The sequence below is a fragment of the uncultured Gimesia sp. genome, assembly GCF_963972345.1.
Lineage (GTDB): Bacteria > Planctomycetota > Planctomycetia > Planctomycetales > Planctomycetaceae > Gimesia.
The window spans coordinates 17,867-30,682 of sequence record NZ_CAXAVM010000011.1; the positions used below are offsets into that span (position 1 = coordinate 17,867).

The window sequence follows — 12,816 nt, forward strand, 5'->3', positions numbered from 1 at the left end:
ACTGTGTCCAGTTTTACTGTAGCGTCTCCAGGGCTATTTTGGCCCGAGTATATTAGATTGAGAGACGCTATGATTAAATGTGATGTGCTCCAGGATAAGCAGGCATGTGCCTGCTGAGTTTGTAGTCCCTGCGCAGGGTTCCGTGCCTCGTGCTCCAGGTAACCCCGTTCTGGTCAGAGTTGTCTATCTGAAGAAGCAGGAAATTTCGTGAACGTAACCAGTTTGACTGTCGAGAATTATCTGAAGGCTATTTTGCAGATCAGCCTGCAGTCAGGTTCAGAATGGATCAGCACAGGGGAATTAGCCAGATATATGAATGTGGCTCCCGGCACAGTCACCAGTATGTTGAAAACCCTGAAACAGTCGAAACTTGTAGAGTATCGCCCGTATGAAGGAGCCAGTCTGACCGATGCCGGAAAGCAGTCTGCCATTCGCGTTTTACGAAGGCATCGCCTGATTGAATTGTTCCTGTTTCAGACATTGAAACTCACCTGGGATCAGATCCACGCAGAAGCAGAAAATATGGAACATGCGGTGAGCGATTTCCTGGTGGACCATATAGATGAGTACCTGGGATTTCCTGAGACAGATCCGCACGGCGATCCGATTCCTTCGATCGATGGACAGATGCGGCGGGCTTATCCCAACCTGACGACTCTCGCTGCCTGTCCAACCGGAGTCAAACTGCGGATCGTCCAGGTCACCGATCAGGAACCGGAATTTTTACGGTTCCTTTCCCGCACCGGTCTGGAGATTGGTTCAGTGGGCAGGGTTACAGAAAAAAATATCGAAGCAGGAATTGTCATCTCGGAATGGAGTGGCCAGCAGATCTCCATGGGCATCCATGTCGCAGAGAACATGAAAGTGGTTCCGATCCCCGATACTTAGTATCTCCGAACAAAGATACTGTCATTGAAACTGTGTGAATTGCGTCTTACCAGATTGTGTTGAAGAAAGAGAAGAAATTGAGTCATCTTACCTATGAAAATCCGCTGATCAGTCGATATGCCTCTCAGGAAATGAGCCAGATCTGGTCGGCACAGAAGAAACATTCCACCTGGCGTCGATTGTGGGTGGCCCTGGCAGAATCGCAACATGAAATGGGATTACCTGTCACAGCCGCTCAAGTGGAATCATTAAGATCAGCCGTCGATGACATTGATTTTGAACTGGCTGCGAAAGCTGAAAAAGATCTACGACATGACGTGATGGCACACGTGCATACATACGGTGAGCGATGCCCTGATGCCAAAGCGATTATCCATCTGGGGGCGACCAGCTGTTTTGTGACTGATAACAGTGAACTGGTGATGATACGCGAGAGTCTGGAACGTGTACGAACGAGACTGGTTTCCGTAATCGATCATCTGGCGAAATTTGCGAATGAGTATCGCGATTTACCCTGTCTGGGATTCACACACCTTCAGCCAGCCCAACCGACGACAGTCGGAAAACGGGCCACTCTCTGGTGTTACGATCTGATCCTGGATCTCGAAGAAATTGAATACCGTCTGGAAAAACTTCGGTTCCGCGGTGTCAAAGGAACGACAGGCACGCAGGCGACCTTTCTGCAACTGTTTCAAGGTGATCATGCGAAAGTGGATGAACTGGATCGACGTGTGACTGAGAAGTTGGGGTTCGCTGATCGTTACGCGGTCACCGGGCAGACTTATTCGCGCAAGGTAGATGCACAGGTTTTGTCTGCATTGAGCGGCATTGGTCAGTCTGCTCATAAAGCAGGGAATGATATTCGCATATTACAAAGTCGTAAGGAACTGGAAGAGCCGTTCGAAAAGAATCAGATTGGTTCTTCTGCGATGGCTTACAAACGTAATCCGATGCGATCTGAGCGAATGTGTTCCCTGGCCCGGTTTGCGATCAGCCTGACTGCGAATGCAGAAGATACTGCCGCGACTCAATGGATGGAACGGACACTGGATGACAGTGCCAACCGTCGTTTGTCATTGCCGCAGTCATTCCTGGCAATCGATGCAGTCCTGATTCTGTATCGTAATATCGTGGACGGCATGGTCGTTTACCCGAAGGTCATTGAGAAACATTTGAATGAAGAGTTGCCCTTCATGGCGACCGAAGAGTTTCTGATGGCGGGAGTGGAAGCAGGCGGCGATCGTCAGGAACTGCATGAACTGATTCGCGTTCACAGTCAGGCAGCAGGAGCAGAAGTCAAAGTCCATGGCGGGAAGAATGATCTGATCGAACGCCTGCAGCAAGATCCCGCGTTCAAGGATTGCGATCTAACGAGTGCCCTCGATGCCCGCAAGTACATCGGTCGCGCACCCGAACAGGTAGATGCCTTTATTACCGAAATCATTGAGCCTGTCAGGCAGAAGTACCAGGCAGATCTGCAGCAGTCTGTTGAAGATCTGAAAGTGTAACTGTCTACGTCGCTTTAACTTTAAGAGACACCAGAAAAGAAAACGCCCCGATGAAAGTCATCGGGGCGTTTCTCAGGGACTTCTAGTGCCATGCTACGTCAGTATTTGATCGACGATGTGTGCTTCCTCGACACCCGTGAGTCTGGTATCCAGACCCTGAAATTCAAAACTGAATTGCCGGTGGTTGATTCCCAGTAAATGCAGCATTGTCGCATGCAGATCACGTACGTGTACAATGTTCTCTACTGAATTATAGCCCAGCTCATCTGTTTCACCATAGGTAATTCCTCCTTTTATTCCTCCTCCCGCCATCCACATGGAAAAACCCTTAATATGATGGTCTCGGCCAGCCCCTCCTTTGCCCTGAAACATGGGGGTTCTGCCGAATTCGCCTCCCCAGATCACGAGCGTTTCATCCAGCATTCCTCGTTGCTTGAGATCATTGATTAACGCCCAGGTCGGTTTATCAGTTAAGCCACAACAGGTATTCATGTAACGAACCAGGTCTCCATGATGGTCCCAGCCACGATGATACAGGTGAATGAATCGGGAGCCCCGCTCCGCCAGACGCCTTGCCAGCAGGCAGTTATTTGCATAGCTGCCCGCACCGGGTTCGGCACCGTACATTTCCAGTGTCTGCCTGGTTTCGCCGGACAGGTCCATCAGTTCGGGGACCGAGGTCTGCATCTTGAAGGCCATTTCATAAGCAGCGATTCGCGTCTCGATTTCCGGATTCGTGACACGTGTATTGCGATAGCGGTCCAGCTTCTGGACGGTTTCAATTAATTGTTTCTGTTGGGAATCGCTGATGCCTGCCGGGTTTTTGAGATAATTTACCGGATCGCCGGTTGAGTTGAACTGCACTCCCTGATAGCGCGTGGGGAGGAAGCCTGTCCCCCACTGTCGCGATGCGATCGGTTGAGGGTTTCGTCCGCCGACACTGGTGAGCACGACGAAGCCAGGCAGTTCTTCTGTTTCGCTTCCCAGGCCGTATGTGATCCAGGAACCCATTGAGGGGCGGCCGCTGATCACGGTTCCTGTATTCATAAAGGTATGGGCCGGGTCATGGTTAATCTGCTCGGTGACCATTGAACGGATAATGCAGATGTCATCCGCAATTTTTGCAGTCCAGGGCAGGAAATCACTGATCTCCTGGCCGTTGCGTCCATACTTACGAAATCTGGTTAACGGACCCTGACATTTGAGTTCTTTCCCCTGCAACTGTGCGATAGGCTGTCCTTTGGTAAAACTTTCAGGAAACGGTTTCCCATCCATCTCCGCCAGTTTGGGTTTATAGTCGAACGTTTCCAGATGCGTGGGGCCGCCGGCCATACAGAGAAAGATAACCCGCTTTGCTTTCGGTGCGATATGGGGGAGCCCCGGGAGCCCCCCCATTGCAGTTGTTTTTTTCGCTGCGGCCAGTTGCTCACCGTTCAGCAGGCTGCCCAGCGCAGCCGCACCCAGGCCGACGCCGGTATTATTCAGGAAGGTACGACGATTCAAACCGGTTTGAAATTGATTCCAGTTCCGCATATTCTCAGTTCCTCGTCACTACTTCATTCAGATTTAACAGGGCTCGCGCGACTTCAGTCCAGGCTGCCAGTTCAATCAGGTCCAGTTTTGAGTTCGTCTTCGCCAGACCCGTATGAGACAGTGCATCAGCCGCCTGGGGTTTCTGGGAAAATGCAGTCCGATTGGAATCCAATAATGTCAGCAGTACCTCCGACTCCATTTTCTCTGGCTGGCGAGAAGTTGCTATTGAGAACGCATATTCAATTTTTGCAGAATCTGATTTTCCGCCATTCCGAAGAACGTCTTCAGCGAATTTTCGAGATGCTTCTACGAAAGTCGGGTCATTCAATAGTGCCATTGCCGCAATCGGTGTGTTGGAGCGAGGACGTTGAGCCGTACACTCCTCACGGCTGGGAGCATCAAATGCTTTCAGCATCGGATGCAGGAATTGACGCTGCCAATGCACATACAGTCCGCGTCTCCATTGGCTCTCATCAGTATCTGCGACGTATTTACGTTTGGGAAAATTCAGATGACGGTAGTATCCCTCGGGTTGGTATGGTTTCACACTGGGGCCGCCAATCTCTTTAACCAGTAATCCGCTCACGGCGAGTGCATTGTCGCGAATCATTTCGGCAGGCAGGCGAAACCGGGCCTGTCGATTGAGCCAGTGGTTAAAAGGGTCTGCAGTTCGCTGTTCAGTCGATTCAATGGAGGACTGACGATACGCACGACTCATGACGATGAACTTGACCATCTGCTTCATGTCCCACTGGTCATTCAGGAATTTGATCGCCAGCTGATCGAGCAACTCGGGATAATGCGGGGGGCCACCCTGCCCTCCAAAATCATCGAGAACCGGAGCAATACCTCTACCAAAGAACAGATACCAGAAACGGTTCGCCATCACCCGCGCCATCAGAGGACCGTAGCCTTCTTTATCGGAGAGCCAGTTTGCCAGATCCAGTCGGCTCGGTCGGTCCTGGTCGCTTTCCAGCGTTCCCAGAAATTCCGGAATCGCCGGCTGAACGACGGGGCCTGTTTCATCCAGCCAGTTGCCACGGGGCAGAACCCGTATTTCCCTGGGTTTGATGGAAACAGTAATCATCGTTTTTAAGGCGCTGCGATTAATGGCTTCACGTGACTTTTTCAGCTTCTCCAGTTGCTGTTTGAGTTGCTGTTTTTCTTCCTTTTGTTCTGCCGACTTCGATTCGATTTCTATGGCCTTGATCCTCGATTCAAGTTCAGCGAGCTGCTCTTTTTCCTGGTCCGTGTAGAGAAAAATTTCCGGTTCACGGATCGTGGGAATACGATCCGCGCCCCGTTTTAAGTGCTGGTCCTCATCTATATCTGCAAAAAAGGCGACCATCGAATAGAAGTCTTTGATAGTATAGGGATCGTACTTGTGATCGTGGCACTGACAACAGCCCATGGTGGCACCCATGAAAACTCCCGAAAAATTGCGTATCCGGTCGGCGGCGTAGATCGCCAGATATTCCTTGCGCTGGACGCCCCCTTCATGAGAGGTCTGTAATACGCGATTGTAGCCAGTTGCAATTTTCTGCTGCAGGGTGGGTTCCGGTAATAAATCCCCTGCAAGTTGTTCCCTGACGAATTGATCAAAGGGTAAATTTTGATTAAAGGCGTCTATAACATAATCCCGGTAGGGAGAAATGTGGTGGTCCTGGTCTCCGTGATAGCCGACCGTATCGGCAAAACGGACCAGGTCCAGCCAATAGATCGCCATCCGCTCTCCAAAGTGGGGAGAGGCCAGCAGTCGATCCACGAGTTTTTCATACGCTCGGGGATCGGTATCATCGACAAATCGTTTTACGTCGGCTGGTGTAGGGGGCAGTCCTGTCAAATCGAAACTCAGTCGACGGATGAGCGTAATTTTATCTGCTTCTTCAGCCGGTTGAAGGTTTTCTGATTCCAGTCGTGACAGGATAAAGTTGTCGATCCAGTTGACGGGCCAACTCTGATTTTTGACAGTCGGAGTTTTCACCGGTTGTGGCTTGATATAAGACCAGTGTTGAGACCAGGGGGCACCCTCTGAAATCCATTGTCTGATCAGATCGATCTCAGCTGGCTTCAACTTTTTCCCGGAATCAACCGGGGGCATGACCAGATCGGGATCCTTGCTGGAAACACGTTCAAACAGCACACTTTGACTCGGTTGACCAGGGTGAATCAGCGCTGCTGCGTCTGTTGTTTTCAGTCCCTGTACAATGTCAAGCCGCAGGTCTGCTTCGCGATGTGTGGCATCTGGGCCGTGACAGTGAAAACAGTTTCGGGAGAGAATCGGTCTGATATCACGGTTAAAATCGACTTTCCCGGCAACCACATCGACTGGGATAACCAGGCATAAAAAGGTAAAGCAGCAGATTTTCAGAATTATCCAAGGCATGTTAAGTCGCCCTCAGTTGAGGACACGTGAGAAGCGCCGGGAGGAGTGGATCTCTGCCCGGATTTCCTGGCACATCAAACGCGTTGAAAACTGTTTGGTGATACCGGTCCGTAACGCCTGGTGTTAACGGTAGCTGAACATCCAAAGTTCAGCAGGTAGGATCATTCATGCTGGCTGATATTCGTTTCAGCACCAGCAGTCTCTAATAAAATCATATCAGGCGTATAGAGCAGTTGCAAGAACCCCCGATCCGGGCAGAACCTGAAATTGGTGCTATACAAACTTGACAATACGGGCTTATCTTACGAACTTCAAAGGCAGGAATGTGTCACACTTATCGTGAAATGTGATGTTCGTCCCACTCCAGCTTCAGGTAATCAGAATGCAAGCCCCGACATATCAGGATATTCAGGATGCACTGCCGCGTGTTCACAGCATTTTGCCCCCGACTCCGCTGATTGAATGGCCCGGTTTGAGCCGACTGACTGGGGCGAAGCTGTTTCTGAAGCATGAGAATCACCAGCCCGTGGGCGCATTCAAAGTGCGTGGCGGTATCAACCTGGTGAGTTCGCTTACTGAAGCAGAACGGCAAGCGGGAATCATGGGATGCTCAACAGGCAACCATGGACAGTCGCTGGCATTTGCCGCACGGAAGTATGGAGTGAAGTGTACGATCGTAGTTCCCCGAAATAATAATCCGGATAAAGTCGAAGCGATTCGCATGCTGGGGGCCGAGATCATTGAAGCGGGGGAAGATTTCAATGAAGCCAAGCAGTTTCTCGAAGAGCAACTGGTAGATGGCAAACGGCGCTATGTCCATTCTGCCAATGAACCGCAGCTGATCGCCGGCGTGGGTACCCAGGGAATCGAAATATTCGATGTGCTTCCCAATCCGGATGTAATTCTGGTCCCCGTAGGCATGGGGAGCGGCGTCTGTGGAACGGGAATTGTTGCCAGGTACATGCGTCCTCAGACAGAAGTGATCGGAGTACAGGCAGAAAATGCGCCCGCGAATCAACTCTCCTGGAAAGCGGGAACCGCACAGACGACACCGACCGCAGCAACCTGGGCAGAAGGTGTTGCGACTCGAGCTGGTGCCGAATTGACACAGCAAATCATGCGGTCTGTATTAGATGATTTTCTTCTCGTCAGCGAAGATGACATGCGAATTGCCGCCTACCATATTCTCAAACAGACCCATAATCTGGCAGAAGGCGCTGGTGCGGCCGCACTGGCGGCGGTCTTGAAGCATCCCGCCCGGTTTGCAGGTAAGAAAGTGGTCGCTGTGCTCAGTGGTGGTAATTTGAATCTGGCTGAATTACCCGCAATCTTACGAATCGGCTCTGAACAGGCTTCTTTATAGAGTGCCTCGCATTCAACGATAGCGACTCCCTGTTTTTGTAGATTCGATTTAACATCTTCGCTCCATATGCCCAGGGACACGCGACAGAAAAAACGGGCCACTGTCTGGAATCGTTATAATCAGCACCCGGAAAAAGTAAAGCTCATTTATTTAGTCGTGCGCCCTGTATTGAAATCTGCGTTGGATTGGAATTCCCTCCCGGTAATTGTTACCGTAAATGGCGAACTGAAACGTACGGTTTTCAGTTCTGTGTTTGATCCTGCAAGACAAATCGGTTGAGGGAAATATGAGATTTCAAGATCGTGTCGTGATTGTCACCGGCGGCAGCAAAGGCATCGGTGAAGGCTGCTCGCGCGTATTTTGTGCAGAGGGAGGCCAGGTGGCAATCCTGGCACGGGGCCTGCATGCCGGACAGGCTCTGGCCCGTGAACTCAATGAAACAGGTCCGGGCAAAGCCATGTTCGTACAATGCGATGTTGGTGAGCACGAACAGATTCGCTCTGCAATTGACCTGGTAGTAGAACAGTTCGGCAGACTGGACTGCATCATCAATAATGCCGGCGTGCATCCCCCCGCAATGTCTCTGGAAGAAACCAGTATTGAGGAAATGGAACAGTTGATGCGAGTCAACTTTCTGAGTACGTTTGCCGGCGCCAAATATGCCCTGCCTCATCTGCGAAAAACCAAAGGGACGATCATAAACATGTCGTCGATGACAGCCGTTCTGGGACAGCATCATTCCACTGCTTACTGTTCGACCAAAGGGGCGCAGGTCAGTTTTACCAAGTCTCTGGCAATTGAACTCGGAGAAGCCGGAGTGCGGGTGAATGCGATCCTGCCGAGCAATATCGATACTCCACTCATGCGTGACTGGGCAGCAACATTACCGGATGCTGAAAATGCACTGAAGAACGTTGCTGATCTGCAGGTCTTCAAACGCATGGGCACGATTGAAGAAATGGGAAAACTGGCGCTGTTTCTCGCCACTGAAGATTCCAGTTTTCTGACTGGTCAGGCTATTGAAGCGGAAGGAGGCGCCAGCCTCGATTATTGAGACTGCTGGCTGATTTCTGCTGAAGCATTTTAAATTTGTATTTCAATCAAAGATAATTATAAACGGGAGAATGTTATGACAGGTTTGCATAAGGCGTTTCGGATTCTGGTAATCACAGTTTTTCTGGGAACCGCTTATCACACCTATGGGAATCTGGTTGAGGAATACAAGAATGGTCTGATCTGGAAAGAGCCTGAGGTCGTACAGACGCCTCCTCATCAGCCCCCTTCCGATGCCATTGTCCTGTTTGATGGAAAAAATCTCGACAAGTGGAAAGACGGTGATCAGTGGAAAATCAAAGACGGGTATGCGATTACCGCCGGTAAAAGTATTGAAACCAAACAGTCATTCGGAGACTGCCAGCTGCATATCGAATGGGCGACTCCCAAAAAGATCGAAGGAAAAGGCCAGGGACGTGGCAACAGTGGCGTCTTTCTGATGGGCAAGTATGAAGTTCAGATTCTGGACTCTTACGAAAACAAAACGTACTTCGACGGCCAGGCCGGATCCATCTACAAGCAGTATCCCCCCCTGGTGAATGCCTGCCGTAAACCGGGTGAATGGCAGACTTATGATATTATTTTTACCGCACCTCGCTTTAACGAATACGATCAGCTGGTCAAACCTGCCTACATCACCGTGATTCAAAATGGGGTGGTCGTTCAGAACCATACCGAATTGCAGGGAGCGACATTTTATCATCAGCCACCGTTCTATACGGCCCATGAAGAAAAGCTGCCGATTCAACTTCAGTTCCATAAAAACGATACTCAGTTTCGAAATATCTGGGTGCGTGAACTTTCTGAAATCCAGCCGATTGGTTGTGTCTGCCCCTGAAAGATTTCAGGATCTGAATTCCTGTCTGGTTTCTGTTTACTGCAATTGAGTAACTGACTTTGAGAGAAGGAGCTGAGACATGGCCGTATTTCTGGGCGTTGATGTGGGAACCAGTGGAACCAAAACCCTGGCGATGCAGGAAGACGGCGCAATTCTGTCTTCCGCCACCGTGGAGTATCCTCTTTACAGCCCGCATCCCGGCTGGTCGGAACAGGATCCTGAAGACTGGTGGCAGGCAACGATTAAGAGTATTCGCAAAGTCTTGAAGTCAGGAAAAATCAAACCAGCGGATGTCAAAGGTATTGGATTGAGCGGGCAGATGCATGGCAGCGTGTTTCTGAATAAGAATCATGAAGTCATTCGTCCCGCTCTACTCTGGAACGATCAGCGGACGGCCGCGGAATGCGTCGAGATCGAACAACGGGCCGGCGGTCGTAAAAAACTGATTGGTATGGTTGCCAATCCCGCATTGACCGGTTTTACGGCTCCCAAAATTCTCTGGTTGCGAAATAATGAACCGAGAAATTTTGCTAAAACCGTTCAGGTCCTCTTACCTAAAGACTACGTTCGCTTTCGCCTGACAGGAGAATTCGCCACGGAAGTCAGTGATGCCTCTGGTACTTTATTGCTGGATGTGAAACAGCGCAAGTGGAGTCGTCCGCTGTTGAGTAAACTGGAACTGGACGAATCATTGTTACCCGAAGTTTATGAGTCGGAGGATGTCAGTGGTCATTTAACTGCAGATTCTGCGCGTCAACTGGGTTTGTCAGCCGGGGTGGCCGTTGTGGGGGGAGGCGGCGATCAGGCAGCGGGAGCAATTGGAAACGGGATTGTGAAAAGAGGTGTGATTTCTGCCACCATGGGCACCAGTGGAGTCGTCTTCGCACACAGTGATGAAGTGCAGATCGATCCGGAGGGGCGCGTACATACCTTCTGCCATGCCGTGCGCGATAAGTGGCATGTGATGGGAGTCGTGCTTTCAGCCGGAGGAAGTTTGCAGTGGTATCGTGATCAACTTTGTGAACTGCAGGTCGCTGCTGCGAAAAAACAGAAAGTGGATCCGTATCAACTGATTACTGCTCAGGCAGCAGAAGCGCCAGCAGGCAGCGAGGGGCTGTTCTTTCTGCCCTATCTGACTGGTGAGCGAACACCGCATGCAGATCCTTATGCACGGGCAGCCTGGATTGGTTTGAGTTTGAGGCATGGGCGTGCTCACCTGAGTCGAGCGGTGATCGAAGGTGCAACTTATGCCATGCGGGATTCTCTGGAAATCATTCAGGAGTTGCAGATTCCTGTGAAAGAAATCCGCCTGTCTGGTGGTGGTGCCCGGAGTCCGTTCTGGCGTCAGGTCCAGGCAGATATTTATGGCCAAAAAGTGGTGACCATCAACGCAGAAGAAGGCCCTGCATACGGAGTTGCATTGCTGGCAGCTGCAGGAACCGGTGCTTATAAAGATGTGGTAGAAGCCTGTTCTGCTACGATTCGAGTTGTGGAAAGTACCAGTGTCAATTCAAAAGACAAAAAAGTCTACAATCAGGCATTTCCCCTCTATCAAAAACTTTACTCTTCTTTAAAGCCTGATTTCCAGCAGATATGTGGCCTGCTGGATTAGAGTTAAGCTCCTCTGCTGCCCCTGCCAAAACGATGGATACAATATTTCACTATAAATGAGAGTCATCTGGGAGTGAAACTATTTTTTTCTGTCAATTGTGTAAGTGGGGGTAAACAGTTAATTTAAATGTGGTAAAAACGCATGTATTATACTGCGTCAGGCGCATTGTATTGATTAATCCAGTGTAACGGGAAAGAGTTCATCGAAGTCTGATTCACGGGATGCCGAAATAAAATCATTATAGGTCCGGTGAATCGGATCAGTTCAAATTTGGATATTGTGGTAGAAAAACAATCCCATAGCCGCTATTCTACTCTGCCTGCCTGAAGACAATTTCATATAAATCGAGTATAATCTTGATCTTCCAGCAGAGTTGAACTGATCAACGATGCTGAAAACGGGCATTCGTTTGCTAGCCGGGCTATGAAGTGTGTTGATAAAAAGCAGGACAGTCTCCCCAGATGACTAAACTCCAGGAAAAGAACAGTGGATCGACTCAAGGCCCTTTTTGTGTATGGTCTGGAATTGGATTCACTAATTTTGTCAAACTGATGAGACTCCGTCCTACGATTCGCTGGTCGGGATTGGGACGGCTCATTTCTTCGGGCATATTGAGTGTGTCCAATTCGTTTTTCAGCATGCTGGAAAATCTGATCTACAGCCGCAAAGTCAAAAAGACGCAACTGGAGCCTCCCGTATTTATTATTGGCCACTGGCGGAGCGGGACAACCTTGCTGCATAATCTGATGTCCAAGGACGATCAGTTTATTTATCCTAATATGGGAGCGATGCTGTTTCCCTCGCATTTTCTGTTGACCGAGCGGGTCCTCAAACATGTGGTCAAACATCTGCTGCCCAAACAGCGGCCCATGGATAACATGCCTGTGACCTGGGATCTGCCCCAGGAAGATGAGACATCTATTCTGCTGCTGCATCTGATGTCACCTTACCTGGCGATCTCTTTCAGCGATCAGCCGGAAGTCTATGACCGTTATTATGAACTGGATCAGCTGACTCCCCGGGAAACGTCGGTCTGGAAAAAGACGTTTCTGTATTTCATGAAGAAGCTGACTTTCAAAGCTGGTGCTAATAAACACGTTCTGTTGAAGTCACCCACGCATACGTTTCGGATACCGTTCCTGCTGGAAATGTTTCCCGATGCGAGGTTTGTTTATATCTATCGGGATCCCTATAAAGTCTACAATTCGACATTGCATCTGCGGAAAACGATGTTTGGCGATAACGGTTTTGCTCCATTGGATATGGAGAAGCTGGAAGAGGACATGTCTAATATTTATCTGAATCACCTGAATGTTTATGAGCGTGATCGCCAGACTGTACCCGAAGGCCAGTTACATGAGGTCCGGTTTGAAGACCTGGAAGAAGATCCGGTTGGTGAACTCAGAAAAGTTTATGAGCGTTTGAATCTCTCGGGCTTCGAAGGTCTTGAACAGAATATGCAGCCGTATTTGAAGGATCAGAAGTCCTATAAGAAAAACAAATACGAAATGGACGCTGCACAGGAGAAGAAAATCTACGAGCGCTGGCAGAAAGCATTCGAGATGTTCGGTTACGACAGACTCCCCTCAGAAGCTCTGGTCCAGAAAGCTCGCGTGGCTTCCTGAACTGGCTGTT

Annotated in this window: 9 protein-coding genes; 7 read left to right on the forward strand and 2 right to left on the reverse strand. The window is 49.9% G+C overall.

Features of this window, described 5'->3' with window-relative positions; all coding sequences use genetic code 11:
• Positions 1–207 precede the first annotated feature (207 nt).
• Both AACZ40_RS03305 and purB read left to right on the forward strand, forming a co-directional pair.
• Complete coding sequence (locus tag AACZ40_RS03305; RefSeq protein ID WP_291166351.1) at positions 208–888, forward strand: metal-dependent transcriptional regulator; 681 nt, start codon at positions 208–210, stop codon at positions 886–888.
• A 77-nt stretch (positions 889–965) separates the two neighbouring features.
• A complete protein-coding gene (gene purB / locus AACZ40_RS03310; RefSeq protein ID WP_291166348.1) occupies positions 966–2,396 on the forward strand; it encodes an adenylosuccinate lyase in 1,431 nt (476 codons plus the stop codon).
• A 93-nt stretch (positions 2,397–2,489) separates the two neighbouring features.
• Here purB and AACZ40_RS03315 read toward each other — a convergent pair whose 3' ends face one another.
• Both AACZ40_RS03315 and AACZ40_RS03320 read right to left on the reverse strand, forming a co-directional pair.
• On the reverse strand, positions 2,490–3,929 hold the full coding sequence (locus tag AACZ40_RS03315; RefSeq protein ID WP_291166346.1) for a DUF1501 domain-containing protein: 1,440 nt from the start codon (positions 3,927–3,929) through the stop codon (positions 2,490–2,492).
• Positions 3,930–3,933: 4 nt separating this feature from the next.
• Positions 3,934–6,315, reverse strand: a complete 2,382-nt coding sequence (locus AACZ40_RS03320; protein ID WP_291166344.1) for a PSD1 and planctomycete cytochrome C domain-containing protein — start codon at positions 6,313–6,315, stop codon at positions 3,934–3,936.
• 382 nt (positions 6,316–6,697) lie between these two features.
• Between AACZ40_RS03320 and AACZ40_RS03325 the strand changes: the two genes are divergently transcribed.
• The 5 genes from AACZ40_RS03325 (at position 6,698) to AACZ40_RS03345 (ending at position 12,806) form a co-directional block, all read left to right on the forward strand.
• Positions 6,698–7,678 (forward strand): threonine/serine dehydratase, encoded by a 981-nt coding sequence (locus AACZ40_RS03325; protein WP_291166342.1) that lies wholly within the window; start codon positions 6,698–6,700, stop codon positions 7,676–7,678.
• A gap of 286 nt (positions 7,679–7,964) precedes the next feature.
• Positions 7,965–8,732 (forward strand): glucose 1-dehydrogenase, encoded by a 768-nt coding sequence (locus AACZ40_RS03330; protein WP_291166340.1) that lies wholly within the window; start codon positions 7,965–7,967, stop codon positions 8,730–8,732.
• A 75-nt stretch (positions 8,733–8,807) separates the two neighbouring features.
• Positions 8,808–9,569, forward strand: coding sequence for a DUF1080 domain-containing protein (locus AACZ40_RS03335; RefSeq protein WP_291166338.1), 762 nt, complete (start codon positions 8,808–8,810; stop codon positions 9,567–9,569).
• Between the two features lie 79 nt (positions 9,570–9,648).
• On the forward strand, positions 9,649–11,181 hold the full coding sequence (xylB, locus tag AACZ40_RS03340) for a xylulokinase (protein WP_291166336.1): 1,533 nt from the start codon (positions 9,649–9,651) through the stop codon (positions 11,179–11,181).
• 461 nt (positions 11,182–11,642) lie between these two features.
• Positions 11,643–12,806 (forward strand): sulfotransferase, encoded by a 1,164-nt coding sequence (locus AACZ40_RS03345; RefSeq protein WP_291166334.1) that lies wholly within the window; start codon positions 11,643–11,645, stop codon positions 12,804–12,806.
• The last annotated feature ends 10 nt before the right edge of the window (positions 12,807–12,816 follow it).